The following is a 22,179-nucleotide window of genomic DNA, read 5'->3' on the forward strand; positions in this document are numbered from 1 at the left end:
CCGAACGGATCGAGTCATACGCCCGAAACGGAACATGCTCTATCAGTCGCAAGGTGACCAGGCAACGACAGGAAGCGAATCCAGTCGATCTTCGTTACTGGTTAGGCTTTCAAATGTTCTCAAGGTTAAGGTCGATCCCATGCATGCCTGGCCCGCCTCCGAGGTTCCCGCCCTGCCTGGTCAGGGGCTCCCCCTCCGTATCTACGACACCGCAGCGGGCAAGGTCCGCGAGGTCGTGCCGCAGGACGGCACCGCCCGGATCTACGTCTGCGGCATCACGCCCTACGACGCGACCCACATGGGCCACGCCGCCACCTACAACGCCTTCGACCTGGTGCAGCGGGTCTGGAAGGACGCCGGTCACGACGTCCTCTACATCCAGAACGTGACCGACGTCGACGACCCGCTGCTGCAGCGCGCCGTCGAGACCGGCCAGGACTGGGTGGCCCTCGCCGAGCGCGAGACGGCCCTCTTCCGCGAGGACATGACCGCCCTGCGGCTGCTCCCGCCGGCCCACTACGTCGGCGCCGTCGAGTCGATCCCGTGGATCGTCCCGATCGTGCAGAAGCTGCTGGCCTCCGGTGCCGCCTACAAGGTCGACGAGGACATCTACTACTCGGTCGACGCCGACCCGCACTTCGGCGAGGTCTCCGGCCTCAGCCGCGAGGCCATGCGCCCGGTCTTCGCCGAGCGCGGCGGCGACCCGGACCGCCCCGGCAAGCGCAACCCGCTGGACGCCCTGCTCTGGCTGGCCGCCCGCCCGGGCGAGCCCGCCTGGGACACCGAGCTCGGCCACGGCCGCCCCGGCTGGCACATCGAGTGCGTCGCCATCGCGCTGCAGTACCTGGGCATGACCTTCGACCTCCAGGGCGGCGGCAGCGACCTCTCCTTCCCGCACCACGAGATGGGCGCCTCGCACGCCCAGGTCGCCACCGGCTCGCACCCGTACGCCAAGGCGTACGTGCACGCCGGCATGGTCGCGCTGGACGGGCACAAGATGTCCAAGTCCCGCGGCAACCTGGTCTTCGTCTCGGCCCTGCGCCGCGAGGGCGTCGACCCGGCGGCGATCCGCCTGGCGCTGCTCTCGCGCCACTACCGCGCCGACTGGGAGTGGACCAAGGGCGTCCTGGACGAGGCCGTCGAGCGCCTCGCCCGCTGGCGGGCCGCGGTCTCCCGGCCGGACGGCCCGGCGGCCGAGCAGCTGCTCGCCGAGGTCCGCACGGCGCTGGCGGACGACCTGGACGCGCCCGCCGCGCTGGCCGCGGTCGACCGCTGGGCCGCGCAGCAGGAGAACCAGGGCGGCTCCGACATCGGCGCGCCCGGTCTGGTCTCCCGGACGGTGGACGCCCTGCTCGGCGTCGCGCTGTAACCCCGTCACCACACGCCGAAGGGGCGCCGGGACCGAGGTCCTGGCGCCCCTTCGGCGTGTGGTGACGGGCCGGTCAGGCCCTACTCGTCCTCGGCCCCGTCCTGGCTCTCCCGGGTGGTGCCCGGCCCCTCCGGCTCGGCCGGCCGCTCGGCCGTCGCGTGCCCCGACACCGGCTTCTCGCCGGTCGGGCCGACGTTCTCCCGGCGGCGCAGATAGCGCTCGAACTCGCGCGCGATCGCGTCCCCGGAGGCCTCCGGCAGCTCCGCGGTGTCCTGCGCCTCCTCCAGCTGCTGGACGTACTCGGCCACCTCGCTGTCCTCGGCGGCCAGCTGGTCCACGCCCAGCTGCCAGGCCCGGGCGTCCTCGCCGAGCTCGCCCGGCGGGACCCGCAGGTCCAGCAGGTCCTCCAGCTTGTTGAGCAGCGCCAGCGTGGCCTTGGGGTTGGGCGGCTGGGCGACGTAGTGCGGCACCGCGGCCCACAGCGTCACGGCCGGCACCCCGGCGTGGGTGCACGCCTCCTGGAGCACCCCGACGATCCCGGTCGGCCCCTCGTAGCGGCTCTCCTCCAGGTCCAGCCGGCGGGCCAGCTCCGGGTCGGAGGTGACCCCGCTGACCGGCACCGGGCGGCTGTGCGGGGTGTCGCCGAGCAGTGCGCCCAGGATCACCACCAGCTCGATGCCCAGCTCGTGGGCGAAGCCCAGCAGCTCGTTGCAGAACGAGCGCCAGCGCATGCTCGGCTCGATGCCGCGCACCAGCACCACGTCCCTGGTCACCGGCTCCGTCACCCGGACCACCGAGAGCCTGGTGGTCGGCCAGGTGATCCGGCGGATGCCGCCGTCCAGCCAGATCGTCGGACGGTTGACCTGGAAGTCGTAGTAGTCCTCCGCGTCCAGGGCGGCGATCACCTTGCCGCTCCAGGTCTCGTCCAGATGCGCCAGGGCCGCGGAGGCGGCGTCGCCCGCGTCGTTCCACCCCTCGAAGGCGCAGACCATCACCGGGTCGATCAACTCGGGAACATCTTCCAGCTCGATCACCCAGCGTCTCCCTCCGGTCGGCGGTCGGACCCGCACCGCCTCGGCTGGATTGCCGGGGCGGGCCGGCTCCCGCCAGTCGAACCTCTCGTCTCCCATGGAACGGCTCGCTCCATGGTCCCTACCTGCCCAGCCTACGGGCTTTGATGCGCATGGCGGTCGGGCACCGGGACAGTCTGGGGGAGCGGGCCGCCGTGATCCAGCGGATATCCGGCCCGTCGTGGCTGACGCTGCGTCAGGTCGCCCGGCGGGGACGCACGGCGCCCGGGCGGCGACGCAGGGGTACGGATCGCCCGCCGGGCGCGGCGGCGCGATGATGGGGAGGCAGGGTCCGGGCGGAAGGGGCCGACCGATGAACCGATGGCTGTGGATCGGCGCGGGCGCGGGCACGGCGGCGCTGGCCGGGGCCGCGCTGCTGGCGGCGGACCGGGCCGGGCGCCGGCTGCCGGTCGAGCACGTCACCGAGGGCGGGCTGGAGCTCGCCCAGCCGCCCGGCGCGGTCTGGGACGTGCTGACCGACATCGACCTCTACCCCGCCTGGCGCCCGGGCCTGACCCACGTCGAGCGGCTGCCCGCCGGGGCCGGCGGCCGCCCGCGCTGGCGCGAGTACGACCGGCACGGGCACACCACCTACGAGGTGGTGGCCAGCGAGGCCCCGCACCGGCTGGTGACCGGCATCGCCGACCCGGACCTGCCCTACGGCGGCACCTGGACGTACCTGCTCTCCCCGGCCGGGCCCGGCTGCTCGCTCACCGTCACCGAGCGCGGCGAGGTCCGCAGGCCGCTGGACCGGGCCGTCGCGCACTACCTGGTCGGCGAGGACGCCACCGTCCACCGCTACCTGGGCGCCCTGGCGCACCGGATGGCGGCCTGAGCGGGTCGGGCCGGAAGCGGGTCGGGTCGGAAGCGGGTCAGGCGGGATTCACCCAGCCGTCCCGGTCCGCCGCCCAGTTCTCCGGCGTCGCGGCGAAGTCCACGTACAGCGCGACCCCGAAGTTCGCCCGCCGCGGGTCCTGCCGGCCCAGGCCGAGCCGGACGCCCCGGACGGCCGCCGGGACGGTCTCCGCGTCGCCCCAGTGCCCCCATTTGTCGTCCCGGAAGAACGGCAGGCCGATCAGAAGGTCGACCTCCGGCGGGGTGGCCTCCAGCGCCAGCTCGGTCTGCTGGGCGACGTAGCCGCCGAACAGCGGCTCGGTCGGCATCGAGGTGTCGTAGGCCATCACCGCGACCTGGTCGACCCGGCGGGCGGTCTCCCGGAAGTACGCCTGGTCCCACCACTTGCCGTGGTCGGTGAGCAGGATGCCGGCCGTGTGCAGGCCGGGCACCGGGTCGATCTGCGGGGCCGCCACCGACAGCTTCGCGCCGCGGGCCGCCGTCACCGGGTGGACCTCGTCGAGCAGGGCGAGCCAGCCCGCCGTGCCGGGGCGGATCGGCTCCATGTCGAGGTGCACGCCGTCGAAGCCCTGGTCCAGCACCTGGGCCGCGGAGGCGGTGACCCGGTCCCGGGTGGGTGCGTCGTCCAGGTCCAGGGCGTCCCGCTCGGGCTTGACCTCGTCGCCCAGCCAGCCCTGCAGCCGCACCCCCGGCAGCGCCCGGTGGGCGGCCTCGGTGAACCAGCGGGCCTTCGGGTGGACGGAGTCCGGCAGCGAGCCGTCGTGCTCCAGCGGCCCGGTGTGGACGTACAGGTCGCGCACGCCGGTGCCGGCCAGCTGCCGGGCCAGTGCCGCGACGTCGGCGTCGGTCTTGCGGCCGTCCACCCAGGCGTGCCCGAGCCAGAAGGCGTCCCGCCCCCGGGAGCGGGCCTCGGCGGCCGGTTCACCCGTGTAGTGCAGCCGGAACGCGATGAACGCCGAGCCCAGCGCGGCGACCGGTACGGCGGCCGCCAGCCCCAGCGCGACCAGGGCGCGGCCCCACCACGACAGGCCTCTCCACCGGCGCAGCGGGGCCCCCAGGGCCCGACCGGCGCGCCGCGCAACGGTCCCGAATCGGGCCACGCGGTTGCTCCCCCCCTTGCGGTCGAGCGCCCAGGATACGGAATGCACCGGCAGCCGGGGCCGTGCGCCGGATACCCTGGCCACGTGCGTGCCCGAGCAAGCGGGCGCGCAAAGCCGACAGCCGTCGCACAGGGAGACGCCCCATGGCCACTGCAGCCGATCCGTCCATCACTCAGCAGAGCCGCGCGAACGCGCTGCGCGAGGCACTCGCCACCCGGGTGGTGGTGGCCGACGGTGCGATGGGCACCATGCTCCAGGCACAGGACCCGACGCTGGAGGACTTCCAGAACCTCGAGGGCTGCAACGAGGTCCTCAACAGCACCCGGCCCGACATCGTCCGCTCCGTCCACGAGGCCTACTTCGCGGTGGGCGTGGACTGCGTCGAGACCAACACCTTCGGCGCCAACTTCTCCGCCCTGGGCGAGTACGAGATCCCCGAGCGCATCTTCGAGCTGTCCGAGGCCGGTGCCCGGATCGCCCGCGAGGTGGCCGACGCCCACGCCGCCGACGGCCGCACCCGCTGGGTGCTCGGCTCGATCGGCCCCGGCACCAAGCTGCCGACCCTCGGCCACGCCCCGTACGAGACGCTGCGCGACGGCTTCCAGCAGAACGCGGCCGGCCTGATCGCCGGCGGCGCCGACGCCCTGCTGGTGGAGACCAGCCAGGACCTGCTGCAGACCAAGGCCGCGATCCTCGGCTCCAAGCGCGCCCTGGCCGAGGCCGGGCTGGACCTCCCGGTGCTGGTGCAGGTGACGGTGGAGACCACCGGCACCATGCTGCTCGGCTCCGAGATCGGCGCCGCGCTCACCGCGCTGGAGCCGCTCGGCGTCGACTACATCGGCCTCAACTGCGCCACCGGCCCGGCCGAGATGAGCGAGCACCTGCGCTACCTCGCCAAGAACGCGCGGATCGGCCTGTCCTGCATGCCGAACGCGGGCCTGCCGGTGCTCGGCAAGGACGGCGCCCACTACCCGCTCTCCCCGGCCGAACTGGCCGAGGCGCACGACGTGTTCACCCGCGAGTACGGCCTCTCGCTGGTCGGCGGCTGCTGCGGCACCACCCCCGAGCACCTGCGCCAGGTGGTCGAGCGGGTCCAGGGCCGCCCGATCGCCCGGCGCGAGCCGCAGCCGGAGCCCTCGGCCTCCTCGCTCTACCAGGCGGTGCCGTTCCGCCAGGACACCTCGTACCTGGCGATCGGCGAGCGCACCAACGCCAACGGCTCGAAGAAGTTCCGCGAGTCGATGCTGGCCGGCGACTGGCAGGCCTGCGTGGAGATCGCCCGGGACCAGATCCGGGACGGCTCCCACCTGCTGGACCTCTGCGTCGACTACGTCGGTCGCGACGGCGTCGCCGACATGAAGGAGATCGCCGGTCGGCTGGCCACCGCCTCCACCCTGCCGATCGTGCTGGACTCCACCGAGCCGCCGGTGCTGCGGGCCGGTCTGGAGGCGCTCGGCGGCCGCGCGGTGCTCAACTCGGTCAACTACGAGGACGGCAACGCCCCCGACTCGCGCTTCGGGCAGATCGCCTCGCTGGCCCGCGAGCACGGCGCCGGCCTGATCGCGCTGACCATCGACGAGCAGGGCCAGGCCCGCACCGCCGAGCTGAAGGTCGAGATCGCCGAGCGGCTGATCGCCGAACTCACCACCGACTACGGCATCGACGAGGGCTCGATCCTGGTCGACTGCCTGACCTTCACCCTGGCCACCGGCCAGGAGGAGTCCCGCCGGGACGGCATCGAGACCATCGAGGCGATCCGCGAGCTCAAGCGCCGCCACCCGAAGGTGCAGACCACCCTCGGCCTGTCGAACATCTCCTTCGGCCTCAACCCGGCCGCCCGGGTGGTGCTCAACTCGGTCTTCCTGCACGAGTGCGTGGAGGCCGGCCTGGACTCGGCGATCGTGCACGCCTCCAAGATCCTGCCGATCTCCCGGATCCCCGAGGACCAGCGCGAGGCCGCCCTGGACCTCGTCTACGACCGCCGCCGGGACGGCTACGACCCGCTGCAGCGCCTGCTGGAGCTGTTCGAGGGCGTCTCCACCGCCTCGGTCAAGGCCTCCAAGGCCGAGGAGCTGGCCGCGCTCCCGCTGGAGGAGCGGCTGCAGCGCCGGATCATCGACGGCGAGCGCAACGGCCTGGAGGCCGACCTGGACGAGGCGCTGACCGTGCGTCCGGCGCTGGAGATCATCAACGAGACCCTGCTGGCCGGGATGAAGGTGGTCGGCGAGCTGTTCGGCTCCGGCCAGATGCAGCTGCCGTTCGTGCTCCAGTCCGCCGAGGTGATGAAGACCGCGGTGGCCCACCTGGAGCCGCACATGGAGAAGTCCGACAGCGAGGGCAAGGGCACCATCGTGCTGGCCACCGTCAAGGGCGACGTCCACGACATCGGCAAGAACCTGGTCGACATCATCCTGTCCAACAACGGCTACAACGTGGTCAACCTGGGCATCAAGCAGCCGGTCTCGGCGATCCTGGACGCCGCGCAGGAGCACAAGGCGGACGTCATCGGGATGTCCGGCCTGCTGGTGAAGTCCACCGTGATCATGAAGGAGAACCTGGAGGAGCTGAACCAGCGCAAGCTGGCCGCCAGCTTCCCGGTGATCCTCGGCGGCGCCGCCCTGACCCGCGCCTACGTCGAGCAGGACCTGCACGAGATCTACGAGGGCGAGGTCCGCTACGCCCGGGACGCCTTCGAGGGCCTGCGGCTGATGGACGCGCTGATCGCGGTCAAGCGCGGGGTGCCCGGTGCGACCCTGCCGGAGCTCAAGCAGCGCCGGCACGCCCGGGTCGAGGTGGCGGAGCCGGAGCCCGAGGTCAACCTCGGCCAGATCCGCTCCGACGTGGTGCTGGACAACGCCCTGCCCACCCCGCCGTTCTGGGGCGACCGGATCGTCAAGGGCATCCCCTTCGCCGACTACGCCTCCTGGCTGGACGAGGACGCGCTGTTCAAGGGCCAGTGGGGCCTCAAGGCGGCCCGTAACGGCGACGGCCCGTCCTACGAGGAGCTGGTGGAGACCGAGGGCCGGCCCCGGCTGCGGGCCTGGCTGGACCGGCTGCAGACCGAGGGCTGGCTGGAGGCGGCCGTGGTCTACGGCTACTACCCGGCCAACTCCAAGGGCGACGACCTGATCGTCTTCCACGAGGACGGCACCGAGCGGACCCGCTTCACCTTCCCCCGCCAGCGGCGCGGCCGCCGGCTCTGCCTGGCCGACTTCTTCCGCCCGGAGGAGTCCGGCGAGCGGGACGTGGTCGGGCTGCAGGTGGTCACCATGGGCAACCGGATCTCGGAGGCGGCCAACGAGCTGTTCGCCGGGAACTCCTACCGGGACTACCTGGAGCTGCACGGGCTCTCGGTCCAACTGGCCGAGGCCCTGGCCGAGTTCTGGCACGCCCGGGTCCGCTATGAGCTGGGCTTCTCCGGCGAGGACCCGCAGGACGTCAAGGACATGTTCGCGCTCAAGTACCGGGGCGCCCGGTTCTCGCTCGGCTACGGGGCCTGCCCCGAGCTGGAGGACCGCGCCAAGATCGCCGACCTGCTGCGGCCGGAGCGGATCGGCGTGGTGCTGTCGGAGGAGTTCCAGCTGCACCCGGAGCAGTCCACCGACGCGATCGTGATCCACCACCCCGAGGCGAAGTACTTCAACGCCCGGTAATCCCGATGCCCTGCTCCGTTCGCTCTTTCCGGACGAAGCGGGCGTATCCTGGATGATCCTGAACGGGCCGGTCCGCTCACCAGCGGGCCGGCCTGTGCCATCCCCAGGAACCGCTGGGATCGGACGGAAGGACCCACCATGACCACCAGCTCCACCGCCGCCCTGGCACTCGACCACGGGGACCACCGCGGCCTGCAGGCGGTGCTGCTGGACATGGACGGCACGCTGGTGGACACCGAGGACTTCTGGTGGCAGGCCGAGGTCACGCTCTTCGCCGAGCTGGGCCACCAGCTGGACGAGCAGGACCGGGCCCACGTGGTCGGCGGCCCGATGACCAGGGTGATGGACTACCTGGTCGCCCGCACCGGGGTGGACATCGCCCCGGCCGACCTGGGGGTGCTGGTCAACCAGCGCTTCGTCGACCTGCTGGCCGGCGGGGTGCCGCTGATGCCGGGCGCCGAGCGGCTGCTCAACACCCTTGCCGCGCACGGCGTCCCGGCCGCGCTGGTGTCCGCCTCGCACCGGCACGTGATCGACATCGTGCTGCGGTCGCTGGGTGCCGAGCGCTTCGCCTTCACCATCGGCGGGGACGAGGTGCCGCGTACCAAGCCGTTCCCGGACCCGTACCTGGAGGCGGCCCGTCGGCTGGGTGCGGAGCCGGCCCGCTGCGTGGTCGTCGAGGACACCCCGACCGGGGTGCGGGCGGGCGAGGCGGCCGGCTGCCCGGTGATCGCGGTCCCCTCGGTGGCGCCGATCGAGCCGGCTCCCGGGCGGCTGGTGCTGCCGTCGCTGGAGCAGGTCGATCTCGACCTGCTGCGCTCGCTGGTCGTCTCGCGGGTGTGATTGTCATCTCATTGTGGCCGGGGTCTACTCACCGGTAAGCGCCTCGCTCCGAGGAGTCCGGGGGAGAAAACGGGCATTGGCTGACAACTCGTCGGGTGCGCCGTGATGCCCTCAACCACCGTGTCCCAAACGTCATCTGCACGGGTATCGGTCGTGCGTGTTCGATATGGCACGCTACTCGGGTTCGCGACACCCCCGAAGGACGCTCCCGTGAAGACTTCAGCTGAACGCCTGGCAGCACTCGGCTGCGCCGGTCTGGTCGCCGTGACGGTGGCCGGGTGCGGATCGGTCACCGACGCCGTCAAGGGGGACAGCGGCGGCAAGTCGATCACCATGGGCACCGCCCAGCTGACCGGCACCCTGGACCCGGCGATCGTCTACGACTCCGGCTCCTGGCTGGTGCTGCGCAACACCTTCCAGTCGCTGCTGACCTTCCCGGCCGCCGCCAGCACGCCCTCCCCGGACGCCGCGCAGTCCTGCGACTTCTCCGGCGGCGAGGCCACCGAGTACCACTGCACCCTGCGGCCCGGCCTGAAGTTCTCCAACGGCCACCCGCTGACCGCCGAGGACGTGGTGTTCTCGATCCAGCGGACCAAGAAGATCGACGACCCCAACGGCCCGGCCGGCCTGCTCTCCTCGATCAAGAGCGTGGAGGCCAAGGGCGACAGCGAGGTGGTCTTCCACCTGTCGGCCCCCGACGCCACCCTGCCGGCCAAGCTGGCCTCCCCGGCCGGCGCCATCGTCGACCACCAGGTCTTCCCGGCCGACAAGGCGCTCCCCAACGACAAGGTGGTCGGCTCCGGCCCGTACCGCTTCGACTCGGTCGAGGAGATGGCCGGCGGCAAGCAGCTGGGCAAGGTCGTGCTGGTGCCCAACGACAAGTACAGCGGCGACGCCAAGCTGCGGAACAACAAGTTCACCGTCCGGTACTTCGACAAGCCCGCCGACCTCAAGGCCGCGCTGGACAAGGGCGACGTCGACGTCACCGACAACAGCCTGGAGCCCAACACCGCCGCCCAGATCCGCTCCGACCAGCAGGGCGGCAAGACCGACCTCCAGGTGGTCGAGGGCGACAGCAACGACACCCGCTCGCTGGCCTTCAACACCAAGGACCCGGTGCTGAGCAACGTCGGCGTCCGCCAGGCCGCCGCCGCGCTGCTCGACCGCAAGGCGCTCGCCCGCGACGTCTTCGCCCGCACCGTCCAGCCGCTGTACGCGATGGTCCCGGCCGGCGTCACCGGCCACACCACCGCCTTCTTCGACCGCTGGGGCGACCAGGACGTGGCCAAGGCCAAGAAGGCCCTGGCCGACAACAAGGTCCAGACCCCGGTCAAGCTCACCCTCACCTGGTCCCGCTCGCGGGCCGGCAACGGCGAGGCCGACACGATCAAGAAGCAGCTGGAGACCGGCGGCCTGTTCCAGGTGACGGTCCAGCAGGAGCCGGACTGGGACGCCTACAAGAAGGGCTGGACCGCGGGCAAGTACCAGGCGTACATCGTCGGTTGGTTCGCCGACTACCCGGACCCGGACAACTACATCGCCCCGCTGCTGGTCGACGGCGGCATCTTCCACACCGGCTGGGACGACCCGAGGATCAGCCAGAAGCTGATTCCGGACGGCCTCAAGCAGGCCGACCGCAGCGCCGCCTCGGCCGGCTACGGGCAGATCCAGCAGATCGTCGCGGACTCCGTGCCGCTGCTCCCGCTGTACCAGAACAAGTCCTTCTACGCGGCCCGCGCGGACATCACCGGCGTCGAGTCCACCGTCGACACCACCGGCTTCTTCCGCTTCTGGGAGATCGGCCGCAACGGCAAGTAGCGCGCCACGCACGGCGGCCCGCCCGCTCCCCCGAAGCACCGGGGAGCGGGCGGGCCGCCGTCACGTTCCGGCCGGCTACAGGGTGCCCGGCCGCACCAGCCCGCTCTCGTAGGCGTACACCGCCGCCTGCACCCGGTCGCGCAGCTGGAGCTTGGTCAGCACATGGCCGACGTGGGTCTTCACGGTCGTCTCGCTGACGAACAGCTCGGCCGCGATCTCCGCGTTCGACAACCCGCGCGCCACCAGCTTCAGCACCTCCAACTCCCGCTCGGTCAGCGCGCTCAGCGCCTGCGGCGGCGCCTCCTCGCCGGAGGGCAGCTTGGTGGCGTACATGTCCAGCAGCCGGCGGGTGATGCTCGGCGCCAGCATCGCCGCGCCGTCCGCGACCACCCGGATCGCCTGCACCAGCTCCTCCGCCGGGACGTCCTTCAGCAGGAAGCCGCTGGCGCCCGCGCGCAGCGCCTCCACCACGTACTCGTCCAGGTCGAAGGTGGTCAGCACCAGGACCTTGGCCGGCCCGTCGCGGCCCGGACCGGCGATCCGGCGGGTCGCCTCGACGCCGTCCATCCGCGGCATCCGGATGTCCATCAGCACCACGTCGGGCTGCAGCGCCCGCACCTGGTCCAGCGCCTGCTGGCCGTCGCCGGCCTCGCCGACCACCACCAGGTCGGACTCGGCCTCCAGGATCATCCGGAAACCGGTGCGCAGCAGCGGCTGGTCGTCGACCAGCAGCACTCGGATCGTCACTAGGACTCCTTGCTCATCGGATCCCCCGTGGGATCTCTCTCATCCGACGTACGGCTCGGCGGCAGCGGCAGCGGGTACGGCGGCGGGGTGCCGCCGAACTCCGGGCAGCTGGCCTGGTGGTCGCACCAGTCGCAGAGCCGGTTGCGGGTCGCCGGGAAGTCCCCGGTGGCCACCGCCTGGGCGATCCGCTCCCACAGCGCCTGCAGCTTGCGCTCCACCGCGAGCAGGTCGGCCTCGTCCGGGTCGTAACTGACCACGTCCCCGCCGCCGCCCAGGTAGACCAGCTGGAGGCGCTTGGGGATCACGCCCTTCCACCGCCACACCACCAGCGCGTAGAACTTCATCTGGAACATCGCCTTGCCCTCGAAGTCCCGCGAGGGCGCCCGGCCGGTCTTGTAGTCCACCAGCCGCACCTCGCCGGTGGGGGCGACGTCGACCCGGTCGATGTAGCCGCGCAGCAGCAGCCCCGACTCCAGGGCCGTCTCCACGTACAGCTCGCGCTCCACCGGGTGCAGCCGGGTCGGGTCCTCCAGCCGGAACCACTGGCCGACCAGCTTCTCGGCGTCCGCCAGCCAGCGGGTCAGCGCCGCGCCGTCCGGGTCGTCCGGGAACAGCGAGCCCAGCTCCGGGCGCTCGCCCAGCAGCCGCTCCCACTGCGGGCGCAGCAGGCCCAGCGCCCGCTCCGGCGTCCGCTCGGCCGCCGGGCTGTCGAACAGCCGCTCCAGCACCGCGTGCACCAGCGTGCCCCGGGTCGCCGCCTGGCTCGGCGGCTCGGGCAGCCGGTCGATCACCCGCAGCCGGTACAGCAGGGGACAGGTCAGGAAGTCCCCCGCGCGGGACGGGGACAGCCCGGTCGGGGGCGCCGCCGGGCGCGCCGGGGCCACGGCGGCGCTGGTGGTGTCGGTCTGCTGCATGGCTACGACCCTATTGCCCTTTGCTGTCATCCCGCTGCCACGGTGCTGCCGCCCGGGCCTTTCCCGGGCCCGGGCCTTTCCCGGGCCCGGGCCTTTCCCGGGCCCAGGCCTTTCCCGGGCCCAGGCCTTTCCCGGGCCGGGGCCGGTCCGGGGTCCGGGGCCGGTCCGCGGCCGGTGCAGTGGGTATGAAGGCTGACAGAGGGGCGCGCGGCACCGAGTGGCCGCGATCACGTAGCGTGGGCGCCCCGGGGGCACGACGGGCGGACGACCGGAGGGATCACGGTGAGCGACACCAGGGGGCAGCAGACCTCCGACCAGCCACCGCAGGACGGCGACCGCCCGGGCGGGCAGCCGCCGGAGCGCGGCGGCGGTCTCCTGATGGGGCGCCCCTTCGGCGTGCCCGTCTACGTCACCCCGTCCTGGTTCGTCATCGCCGCCCTGATCACCTGGGTGTTCGGCGGGCAGCTCGCCGACGTCCTGCCCGAACTCGGCAGTGGCGTGCGCTACCTGCTGGCCTTCTGCTTCGCGGTGGCCTTCTACGCCTCCGTGCTGGTGCACGAACTCGCCCACACCCTGGTCGCGCTGCGTTACAAGCTGGGGGTGCGGCGGATCCAGCTGCAGTTCTTCGGCGGCGTCTCCGAGATCGAGAACGAGGCCGACAGCCCCTGGCGGGAGTTCTGGCTGGCCTTCGTCGGCCCGCTGCTGTCGCTGGTGCTCGGCGGGGTCTTCTACCTCGCGCTGCGCGCCGTCGAACTGTCCAGCGTGCCCGGGGTGCTGCTGACCGGCCTGATGGTCTCCAACCTGGTGGTCGCCGCCTTCAACCTGCTGCCCGGCCTGCCGCTGGACGGCGGGCGGATGCTGCGCGCCGTGGTCTGGGCCGTCACCGGCAGGGCGATGACCGGCACGGTGGCGGCGGCCTGGATCGGCCGGGCGCTGGCGGTCGTGGTGCTGTTCGGCCTGCCGCTGCTCAGCGCCTCGCGCGGCGCCGAACTCAGCACCACCGACACCCTGGTGGACGCGGTGCTGGCCGCCGTGCTGGCGGCGATCATCTGGAACGGCGCCACCGGGAGCCTGCGCAACGCCCGGCTCAAGGCGGCGCTGCCCGAGCTGCGGCTGCGCGACCTCGCCCGCCGCACCGTCGAGGTCACCGCCGACACCCCGCTCGGCGAGGCGATGCGCCGGGCCCACGAGGCCCAGGCCGGCGCGGTCGTGGTGGTGGACGGCCGGGGGGACCCGATCGGCATCGTCCGGGAGTCGGCGGTACGGGCCGTACCGGAGCACCGCCGCCCCTGGGTGGCCGTCGGCCCGCTCGCCCGCGACCTCGAACCCGGGCTGCGGCTGGACGCCGACCTCGGCGGCGAGGCCCTGCTGCGGGCCATCCAGGCCACCCCGGCGGGGGAGTACCTGGTGGTCGAGGCGGACGGCCGGGTGTACGGCGTGGCCGCCCTCACCGACATCGAACAGCGCCTCACCGCCGCGGTGTCGGGCCGGTGACCAGGGCCTGGTGAGGCGGGGCGCCCCGCTTACCTTAGGATTGGCCGCATGTCCGAACCGACCGGTGCCGCCCGCCGACGCGGGCCCTTCCAGGTCGGGGACCAGGTCCAGCTGACCGACCCCAAGGGTCGCCACTACACGTTCACGCTCCAGGCCGGGAACCAGTTCCACACCCACAAGGGTGCGTTCCCGCACGACGAGCTGATCGGCGCTCCTGAAGGCACGGTCGTGCGCACCACGGGGAACGTCCCGTACCTCGCGCTGCGCCCCCTGCTCCCCGACTACGTCCTCTCCATGCCGCGTGGCGCGGCCGTGATCTACCCCAAGGACGCGGGGCAGATCCTGGCCATGGCCGACATCTTCGCCGGTGCCCGGGTGATCGAGGCGGGTGTGGGCTCGGGCGCGCTCAGCATGTACCTGCTGCGCGCCGTCGGAGAGCAGGGCATGCTGGCCTCCTACGAGCGCCGGCAGGACTTCGCGGACATCGCCCAGGGCAATGTCGAGCGCTACTTCGGCGGCTCGCACCCGGCGTGGAAGCTGACCGTCGGCGACCTCCAGGACAACCTGGTCGAGACCGACGTCGACCGCGTCATCCTCGACATGCTGGCGCCCTGGGAGTGTCTGGACGTCGCCTCCGAGGCGCTCGTCCCCGGCGGCCTCATCTGCTGCTACGTGGCCACCACCACGCAGATGTCCAAGACCGTCGAGGCGCTGCGCGACCACGGCACCTTCACCGAGCCGCAGGCCTGGGAGACCATGGTCCGCACCTGGCACCTGGAGGGCCTGGCCGTCCGCCCGGACCACCGGATGATCGGCCACACCGGCTTCCTGCTCACCGCCCGCCGCCTGGCGGACGGCGTCGAGCCGCCGCTGCGCCGCCGCCGCCCGGCCAAGGGCGCCTACGGCGAGGACTACGACAGCGGGGCGCCCGAGCCGTCGCTGCAGGAGCGCGCCGCGGCCCGCAAGGCCGCCCGTGACACCGACGCGGACCAGCCCGACCTGGGCTGAGCCCGGACCCGTACCGAAGGGGTGGTGCGAGCGAACAGCTCGCGCCGCCCCTTTGCTGTTCGCCGCAGGCTCGCCTCCAGGTACGGCTCCCCGGCCGTTCGCCGCCTCCCACGGGTGTGGGACGATGCTCGCTCACACGCAGACCAGCTCCTGGAGCTCTGGAGGGGACGCCTGGTGGAGACCGCGGTCGGGACGACGGCGACGGCTGGACAGCAGACACCGCAGGGCCCCACCCGGCCCGGCCACGCACGCACCGCCCCCTGGCACTGGGCCCTCGCCCTGGCCGGCTGCGGCGCGGTGGTGGCCGCCGCACTCGCCGCCTCCCCGGCGACCGGCACCCCGCTGCCGGCCCGCGGCGGTACCCCCAAGGCGCTGGCCGCGAGCGCCGCCCCCGATCCGGCCAAGGCCCAACCGCCCATGGACTGCGGCCCGTTCCCGGTCAAGACGGTGCTCAGCGTGCCCGCCGAACTGGGCGAGGGCCACCCCGGTACGGTCGTCGCCGCGCACTGCGACACCGACACCGGCACCCCGCCGGACTCCGTCTACCTGCTCGGCTTCGGCCCGGACGGGCACCCGGCGGTGGTCGCCACCCTGCTCGCCGACCGCGAGAACCTCACCCTGAACCGGCTCGCGGTGCGCTCCGACGGCGCCATCACCGGCCACGCGCAGGGGTATTCGAGCGACGACGTGCCGCGCTTCCGGCCCGACGTCTCACTGGACCTCACCTGGACGCGCAAGGGCGGCGGCTGGGTGCGTTCCCAGTCCGCCGCCCCGGTCGGCCGGAGCTGAACCGTTAGGGCCTGTCTTCGAACTCCCGTCTGCGGGCCGCCGCCGGGGCACGCACCTCGCCGCGTTGTCGTCGGTCGCCAATGCGCTGCATTGGGCTCCGCCCCCAGCCTTCGGCCGGGAGGTGCCCCCACCTCCGCCTTGCGATGCACGCACCCCAACGCCGCCCCGCCCGCCCTCCGGGCCGACGACGGGAGTTTGAAGACAGGCCCTAGTCGGCGTCCGGCCCGTACACCTCGACGTGGTCGGCGACCCGGCGCACGTGGATGCAGTCGCCGGGGCACTCCTTGGCCGAGTCCACCACGTCCTGAAGGAGCGTCAGCGGCACCGGGGCGGTCTCCCCGGGCTGCTGGCGCAGTTCGTCGTCGTCGCCCTTCACGTACGCGAGTCCGTCGATGTCCAGCTCGAAGACCTCTGGCGCGTACTGGACGCAGATGCCGTCGCCGGTGCACAGATCCTGGTCGATCCACACCTCCAGCTCCTCGGTCGCTGCCGCGGTCTGCTCCGTCACCGACATGTCCCCTGCCGTTTCTGTCCCGGGTCGCCCCTATTCCTGGAGCAATCCCGCCATTCGTACAACGATCGGACCCAGCACCGCGGTCGCGATCGGATATCGCTTCGCTCGACGATACATCTGGCCCGCTTTGGGTGGTGAGCGGTGGGTATCCCCTTAGCAGAGGGGAAGCACGCTGGGGCGAAGATCGGACACGCCCGTTCCATCTTTCTTGATCTAGGGGTTTACGGACCCCTGGTCCCAGGTAGGGTCTGGAAGCGTCCAGCTCCCCGGAGGAGGTGAGGACCGTGGCAGCCCACGATGACGACTACAACCGCAGCACCGGCAGGCCCGCTCGTGGTTCCGACGAGGCCGCTCAGGTCTCGTACCTTGAGCAGGAAATCGCCGTACTGCGCCGCAAGCTCGCCGACTCGCCGCGCAATTCGAGAATCCTCGAAGAGCGGATCGTCGAGCTCCAGACCAACCTGGCCGGCGTGACCGCCCAGAACGAACGACTCGCCTCCACCCTGCGCGAGGCCCGCGACCAGATCGTGGCCCTCAAGGAGGAAGTGGACCGGCTGGCACAGCCCCCGGCCGGTTTCGGCACCTTCCTCGTGGCGAACGAGGACGGTACCGCCGACATCTTCACCGGCGGTCGCAAGCTCCGTGTGAACGTCAGCCCGAACGTCGCCCTCGACGAACTGCGGCGCGGCCAGGAGGTGATGCTCAACGAGGCCCTCAACATCGTGGACGCGATGGCCTTCGAGCGCATCGGCGAGATCGTCACCCTCAAGGAGATCCTCGAGGACGGCGAACGCGCCCTGGTCGTCGGCCACACCGACGAGGAGCGCGTGGTGCGCCTCGCCGAACCGCTGCGCGAGGTCAACATCCGGGCGGGGGACGCCCTGCTGCTGGAGCCCCGCTCCGGCTACGTGTACGAGGTGGTGCCGAAGTCCGAGGTCGAGGAGCTGGTCCTCGAGGAGGTCCCGGACATCGACTACCGGCAGATCGGCGGTCTGAGCAACCAGATCGAGCTGATCCGCGACGCGGTCGAACTGCCGTACCTGCACGCCGACCTCTTCAAGGAGTACGAGCTGCGCCCGCCCAAGGGCGTGCTGCTCTACGGCCCGCCCGGCTGCGGCAAGACGCTGATCGCCAAGGCGGTCGCCAACTCGCTGGCCAAGAAGGTCGCCGAGGTCACCGGCCGCCCCCAGGGGAAGAGCTACTTCCTCAACATCAAGGGCCCCGAGCTGCTCAACAAGTACGTGGGCGAGACCGAGCGGCAGATCCGCCTGGTCTTCCAGCGGGCCCGGGAGAAGGCGAGCGAGGGCACGCCCGTCATCGTCTTCTTCGACGAGATGGAGTCGCTGTTCCGCACCCGCGGTTCCGGTGTCAGCTCGGACGTGGAGAACACCATCGTCCCGCAGCTGCTCGCCGAGATCGACGGCGTGGAGGGCCTGGAGAACGTCATCGTCATCGGCGCCTCGAACCGCGAGGACATGATCGACCCGGCGATCCTGCGGCCCGGCCGGCTGGACGTCAAGATCAAGATCGAGCGCCCGGACGCCGAGGCCGCGAAGGACATCTTCTCCAAGTACCTCAAGGACTCGCTGCCGTTCCACCCGGACGACCTCAAGGAGCACGACGGCTCCGTCGGGGCCACGGTGGCGGCGATGATCCAGTCGGTCGTGGAGCGGATGTACTCGGAGACCGAGGAGAACCGCTTCCTGGAGGTCACCTACGCCAACGGTGACAAGGAGGTCCTGTTCTTCAAGGACTTCAACTCCGGCGCCATGATCCAGAACATCGTCGACCGCGCGAAGAAGATGGCCATCAAGGACTTCCTCGACCACGGTCAGCGCGGTCTGCGCGTCTCCCACCTGCTCGCCGCCTGCGTGGACGAGTTCAAGGAGAACGAGGACCTGCCGAACACCACCAACCCGGACGACTGGGCCCGCATCTCCGGCAAGAAGGGCGAGCGGATCGTCTTCATCCGCACGCTGGTCACCGGCAAGCAGGGCGCCGAGTCCGGCCGCTCGATCGACACTGTCGCCAACACGGGGCAGTACCTGTAAGCACGCGGTTGTCCGGGCCGCCAGCGGTCCCCGGAGCTGTACGCACCCCGTCCGGCTGTGGCGCCTCGCGGCCCCGCAGCCGGACGGCGCGTCTCGGGGGGCCCGCCGGTCGGCACGGAAATAGGCTCGACCCACCGTCCGCGGGCAGCTGTCCGGCGCCGGTGTTGTTCAGCGGTACGTCAGAGTGTTCCGCCCGTCGGGGGCGGCGCACCGGGCAAGGAGGGCCGCATGACCGTACGGCGCGTGATGGGAATCGAGACCGAGTACGGGATCTCCGTGCCCGGGCACCCCAACGCCAACGCCATGCTCACCTCGTCCCAGATCGTCAACGCCTACGCGGCGGCGATGCACCGGGCACGGCGGGCCCGCTGGGACTTCGAGGAGGAGAACCCGCTGCGCGACGCGCGGGGCTTCGACCTCGCGCGCGAGGTGGCGGACGCCAGCCAGCTGACCGACGAGGACATCGGTCTCGCCAACGTCATCCTGACCAACGGGGCCCGGTTCTACGTGGACCACGCGCACCCCGAGTACAGCTCGCCCGAGGTGACCAACCCGCGCGACGCCGTGCTCTGGGACAAGGCCGGCGAGCGGATCATGGCCGCCGCCGCGCAACGGGCGCTGGAGCTGCCCAACGGGCAGAACATCCACCTGTACAAGAACAACACCGACAACAAGGGCGCCTCCTACGGCACCCACGAGAACTACCTGATGAAGCGGGCGACGCCGTTCGCCGACATCGTCCGCCACCTCACCCCGTTCTTCGTCTCCCGCCAGGTGGTCACCGGCGCCGGCCGGGTCGGCATCGGCCAGGACGGCTCGGCGAACGGCTTCCAGATCAGCCAGCGGGCGGACTACTTCGAGGTCGAGGTCGGCCTGGAGACCACCCTCAAGCGCCCGATCATCAACACCCGGGACGAACCGCACGCCGACGCCGAGAAGTACCGCCGGCTGCACGTGATCATCGGGGACGCCAACCTCTCCGAGATCTCCACCTACCTCAAGCTGGGCACCACCGCACTGGTCCTGTCGATGATCGAGGACTCCTTCATCGCCTCCGACCTCGCCGTCGACCAGCCGGTGCGCACCCTGCACCGGGTCTCCCACGACCCGACCCTCAAGCACCTGATCACCCTGCGCAACGGGCGCAAGCTCACCGCCGTCCAACTGCAGCTGGAGTACTTCGAACTGGCCCACAAGTACGTCGAGGACCGCTTCGGCACCGACGCCGACGAGCAGACCGTGGACGTGCTGGCCCGCTGGGAGGACGTGCTGGGGCGGCTGGAGCGCGACCCGATGTCGCTCTCCAAGCAGCTGGACTGGATCGCCAAGCGGGAGATCCTGGAGGGCTACCGCAGCCGGGACGCCCTGGACTGGGCCAACCCGCGGCTGCACCTGGTCGACCTCCAGTACAGCGACGTACGGGCCGAGAAGGGCCTCTACAACCGCCTGGTGGCTCGCGGCAGGTTCGAGCGGCTGCTGACCGAGGAGGAGGTCGAGCGGGCCGTCACCAAGCCCCCGGAGGACACCCGGGCGTACTTCCGCGGGCGCTGCCTGGAGCAGTACGCGGAGCACGTCGCGGCGGCCTCCTGGGACTCGGTCATCTTCGACCTGCCGGGCCGGGACTCGTTGCAGCGGGTGCCCACGCTGGAGCCGCTGCGCGGCACCCGCAACCACGTCAAGGAGCTGCTGGACCGCTGCCGCACGGCGGAGGACCTGTTGCGGGTCCTGTCCGGCGGGTAACTTTTCGATCACCACGGGTGAACGTCCGCCGAATGGGAATCATCCGGGGTGGCAGCGGGTGTTGGACAGGAAGCGCCACCGCCAAACCGGGAGCGGCAGTCGCACCTTGTGTATAGGGTCGGTGCCAACGGGCAACGACCGACCGACCAAACCGTGCCAGACGATTCGAGCGGGGTGAGGGAAATGGCGAGCAAGGACACCGGCGGCGGCCAGCAGCGGGCAAACCGTTCCTCCGAGGAGGTCGAGGAGCAGGTCGCGGAAAGCCAGAATTCCGAGGACCTCAAGGAGCGCCAGGAAAAGCTGAGCGACGACGTCGACGCGGTGCTGGACGAAATCGACGAAGTGCTCGAGTCGAACGCCGAGGATTTCGTCCGGGGATTCGTGCAGAAGGGTGGGCAATAGCCCGTCCCCGGTAATCGGGAATTCACGGTCGCGACCGTCCGGGACGGTCGGGCGGCAGCGGCCGCCCGGCCGTCCCGGCACCGGCCCCTCCACGCGTGGACGTTGATCGTCGGCGGGTAGGGTGCGGGCAATGCGCGCTTCAAGCTACCTGGAAGGAATCGTGTGGAAGCCAACACTCGTGGCACCGGGCGTCTACCGGCTGCCTTCCTGACCCCCGGGTCGTCCTCGTTCCTCGACTTCCTCGCCGAGCACCAGCCGGAGCTGATCCCCAGCCGCCGGGGGCTGCCCGAGGGGGCCGTGGTCGACGCCCCGCACGGGACCACGATCGTGGCCGCGGTGTTCGACGGCGGTGTGGTGATCGCCGGTGACCGCCGGGCGACCATGGGCAACGTGATCGCCCAGCGCGACATGGAGAAGGTGTTCCCGGCCGACGAGTACAGCGCGGTCGGCATCGCCGGCACCGCCGGCCTCGCGATCGAGATGGTCCGGCTGTTCCAGCTGGAGCTGGAGCACTACGAGAAGATCGAGGGCGCCACGCTCTCCCTGGAGGGCAAGGCCAACCGGCTCACCACGATGATCCGGGGCAACCTCGGCATGGCCATGCAGGGCCTCGCGGTGGTGCCGATCTTCGCCGGCTACGACCTGGACCTCGGCCGCGGCCGGATCTTCAACTACGACGTCACCGGCGGGCGCTCCGAGGAACGCGGCTTCGCCGCCACCGGCTCGGGCTCGGTGTACGCCCGCGGCTCGATGAAGAAGCTCTACCGCGACGACCTGACGGCCGACCAGGCCGCCACCCTGGTCGTCCAGGCGCTCTACGACGCGGCGGACGACGACTCCGCCACCGGCGGACCGGACCTGGCCCGCAAGATCTTCCCGATCGTCTCGCTGATCACCGAGGACGGCTTCCGCCGACTCACCGAGGCGGAGGTCACGCAGATCGTGGTCGCCATCACGGACGAGCGCCTGGCCCGGCCCAACGGCCCGCAGGCCCCGCTGATCTAGCCATCACCTCACAGGAAAGGGACGACCGCCGGTGTCGACACCGTTCTACGTCTCGCCCCAGCAGGCCATGGCGGACCGCGCGGAGTACGCCCGCAAGGGCATCGCGCGCGGCCGCAGCGTGGTCGTGCTCACCTACGCCGACGGCATCGTCTTCGTCGCCGAGAACACCTCCCGGGCGCTCCACAAGGTCTCCGAGATCTACGACAAGATCGCCTTCGCGGCGGTCGGCCGCTACAACGAGTTCGAGAACCTGCGCATCGGCGGCGTCCGCTACGCCGACCTGCGCGGCTACTCGTACGACCGGGCCGACGTCACCGCCCGCGGCCTGGCCAATGTGTACGCCCAGACCCTGGGCACCATCTTCTCCTCGGTCGGCGAGAAGCCGTACGAGGTCGAACTGATCGTCGCCGAGGTCGGCCGCACCGCGGACAACGACCAGATCTACCGGCTCACCCCGGACGGCTCGGTCGTCGACGAGAAGAACTACGTCGTGGTCGGCGGCAACGCCGACTCGATCGGCAACTACCTGGGCCAGCGCCACCGCGTCGGCCTGAGCCTCACCGAGGCGGTGAAGGTCGCGGTCGACTCGCTCGCCCGCGACCCCAACGGGGGCAGCCCTCGCGCCCTCACCCCGGAACAGCTGGAGGTCGCGGTCCTCGACCGCCAGCGGTTCCAGCAGCGCAAGTTCAAGCGGATCCTGGGCAACCAGCTCAGCCGGCTGCTCGACGGGGACCAGTCCGCCGAAGCGGACGACGAGGAGAACCCGGCGGGCGGCGGTTCGTCGGACGAGTAGTACTGCGGAGTCCC

Annotated in this window: 18 protein-coding genes; 13 read left to right on the plus strand and 5 right to left on the minus strand. The window is 71.5% G+C overall.

Going from position 1 to position 22,179, the window contains the following annotated elements:
• Nucleotides 1–139: 139 nt before the first annotated feature.
• A complete protein-coding gene (gene mshC, locus ACZ47G_RS20150; RefSeq protein ID WP_465744454.1) occupies nt 140–1,369 on the plus strand; it encodes a cysteine--1-D-myo-inosityl 2-amino-2-deoxy-alpha-D-glucopyranoside ligase in 1,230 nt (409 codons plus the stop codon).
• Nucleotides 1,370–1,449: 80 nt separating this feature from the next.
• Here mshC and ACZ47G_RS20155 read toward each other — a convergent pair whose 3' ends face one another.
• The gene (locus ACZ47G_RS20155; RefSeq protein ID WP_465744456.1) at nt 1,450–2,403 is read right to left on the minus strand and encodes a PAC2 family protein; all 954 of its coding nucleotides are present in this window, start codon (nt 2,401–2,403) and stop codon (nt 1,450–1,452) included.
• 349 nt (nt 2,404–2,752) lie between these two features.
• Here ACZ47G_RS20155 and ACZ47G_RS20160 point away from each other — a divergent pair, with 349 nt between their 5' ends.
• The gene (locus tag ACZ47G_RS20160; protein WP_465744458.1) at nt 2,753–3,274 is read left to right on the plus strand and encodes an SRPBCC family protein; all 522 of its coding nucleotides are present in this window, start codon (nt 2,753–2,755) and stop codon (nt 3,272–3,274) included.
• 37 nt (nt 3,275–3,311) lie between these two features.
• On the opposite strand, the gene ACZ47G_RS20165 is transcribed toward ACZ47G_RS20160, so the two are convergent.
• On the minus strand, nt 3,312–4,394 hold the full coding sequence (locus tag ACZ47G_RS20165; RefSeq protein WP_465744460.1) for a glycoside hydrolase family 18 protein: 1,083 nt from the start codon (nt 4,392–4,394) through the stop codon (nt 3,312–3,314).
• 143 nt (nt 4,395–4,537) lie between these two features.
• Here ACZ47G_RS20165 and metH point away from each other — a divergent pair, with 143 nt between their 5' ends.
• The 3 genes from metH to ACZ47G_RS20180 all read left to right on the plus strand — a co-directional run bounded on the left by metH (nt 4,538) and on the right by ACZ47G_RS20180 (nt 10,708).
• Complete coding sequence (gene metH / locus ACZ47G_RS20170) at nt 4,538–8,047, plus strand: methionine synthase (protein ID WP_465744462.1); 3,510 nt, start codon at nt 4,538–4,540, stop codon at nt 8,045–8,047.
• Between the two features lie 138 nt (nt 8,048–8,185).
• Nucleotides 8,186–8,890, plus strand: a complete 705-nt coding sequence (locus ACZ47G_RS20175) for an HAD family hydrolase (protein ID WP_465744464.1) — start codon at nt 8,186–8,188, stop codon at nt 8,888–8,890.
• 210 nt (nt 8,891–9,100) lie between these two features.
• Nucleotides 9,101–10,708, plus strand: coding sequence for an ABC transporter substrate-binding protein (locus tag ACZ47G_RS20180; protein ID WP_465744466.1), 1,608 nt, complete (start codon nt 9,101–9,103; stop codon nt 10,706–10,708).
• Nucleotides 10,709–10,783: 75 nt separating this feature from the next.
• On the opposite strand, the gene ACZ47G_RS20185 is transcribed toward ACZ47G_RS20180, so the two are convergent.
• Nucleotides 10,784–11,455 carry a response regulator gene (locus tag ACZ47G_RS20185; RefSeq protein ID WP_030286109.1) on the minus strand — a complete coding sequence of 224 codons (672 nt, stop codon included), beginning with the start codon at nt 11,453–11,455 and terminating at the stop codon, nt 10,784–10,786.
• Complete coding sequence (locus ACZ47G_RS20190; protein ID WP_465744469.1) at nt 11,455–12,369, minus strand: RecB family exonuclease; 915 nt, start codon at nt 12,367–12,369, stop codon at nt 11,455–11,457. Before ACZ47G_RS20190 ends, ACZ47G_RS20185 begins: the two co-directional genes overlap by 1 nt.
• A gap of 282 nt (nt 12,370–12,651) precedes the next feature.
• On the opposite strand from ACZ47G_RS20190, the gene ACZ47G_RS20195 reads away from it, so the two are divergent.
• From ACZ47G_RS20195 to ACZ47G_RS20205, 3 genes are all read left to right on the plus strand, one after another.
• On the plus strand, nt 12,652–13,863 hold the full coding sequence (locus tag ACZ47G_RS20195; protein ID WP_465744471.1) for a site-2 protease family protein: 1,212 nt from the start codon (nt 12,652–12,654) through the stop codon (nt 13,861–13,863).
• Between the two features lie 48 nt (nt 13,864–13,911).
• A complete protein-coding gene (locus ACZ47G_RS20200) occupies nt 13,912–14,871 on the plus strand; it encodes a tRNA (adenine-N1)-methyltransferase (protein ID WP_465744473.1) in 960 nt (319 codons plus the stop codon).
• A gap of 174 nt (nt 14,872–15,045) precedes the next feature.
• On the plus strand, nt 15,046–15,660 hold the full coding sequence (locus tag ACZ47G_RS20205; protein ID WP_465744475.1) for a hypothetical protein: 615 nt from the start codon (nt 15,046–15,048) through the stop codon (nt 15,658–15,660).
• 208 nt (nt 15,661–15,868) lie between these two features.
• On the opposite strand, the gene ACZ47G_RS20210 is transcribed toward ACZ47G_RS20205, so the two are convergent.
• Nucleotides 15,869–16,174 (minus strand): ferredoxin, encoded by a 306-nt coding sequence (locus tag ACZ47G_RS20210; protein WP_465744477.1) that lies wholly within the window; start codon nt 16,172–16,174, stop codon nt 15,869–15,871.
• 284 nt (nt 16,175–16,458) lie between these two features.
• On the opposite strand from ACZ47G_RS20210, the gene arc reads away from it, so the two are divergent.
• The 5 genes from arc to prcA all read left to right on the plus strand — a co-directional run bounded on the left by arc (nt 16,459) and on the right by prcA (nt 22,165).
• The gene (arc, locus tag ACZ47G_RS20215; protein WP_465744479.1) at nt 16,459–18,225 is read left to right on the plus strand and encodes a proteasome ATPase; all 1,767 of its coding nucleotides are present in this window, start codon (nt 16,459–16,461) and stop codon (nt 18,223–18,225) included.
• 228 nt (nt 18,226–18,453) lie between these two features.
• Complete coding sequence (gene dop / locus ACZ47G_RS20220) at nt 18,454–19,965, plus strand: depupylase/deamidase Dop (protein ID WP_465744481.1); 1,512 nt, start codon at nt 18,454–18,456, stop codon at nt 19,963–19,965.
• A gap of 183 nt (nt 19,966–20,148) precedes the next feature.
• Nucleotides 20,149–20,367, plus strand: coding sequence for a ubiquitin-like protein Pup (locus ACZ47G_RS20225; protein WP_350507086.1), 219 nt, complete (start codon nt 20,149–20,151; stop codon nt 20,365–20,367).
• A 162-nt stretch (nt 20,368–20,529) separates the two neighbouring features.
• A complete protein-coding gene (gene prcB / locus ACZ47G_RS20230) occupies nt 20,530–21,372 on the plus strand; it encodes a proteasome subunit beta (RefSeq protein ID WP_465744484.1) in 843 nt (280 codons plus the stop codon).
• Between the two features lie 31 nt (nt 21,373–21,403).
• Entirely contained in the window at nt 21,404–22,165 is a 762-nt protein-coding gene (gene prcA, locus ACZ47G_RS20235) for a proteasome subunit alpha (protein ID WP_380456585.1), read from the plus strand.
• Nucleotides 22,166–22,179 lie beyond the last annotated feature (14 nt).

Source organism: Kitasatospora sp. NPDC030952 (assembly GCF_055571335.1).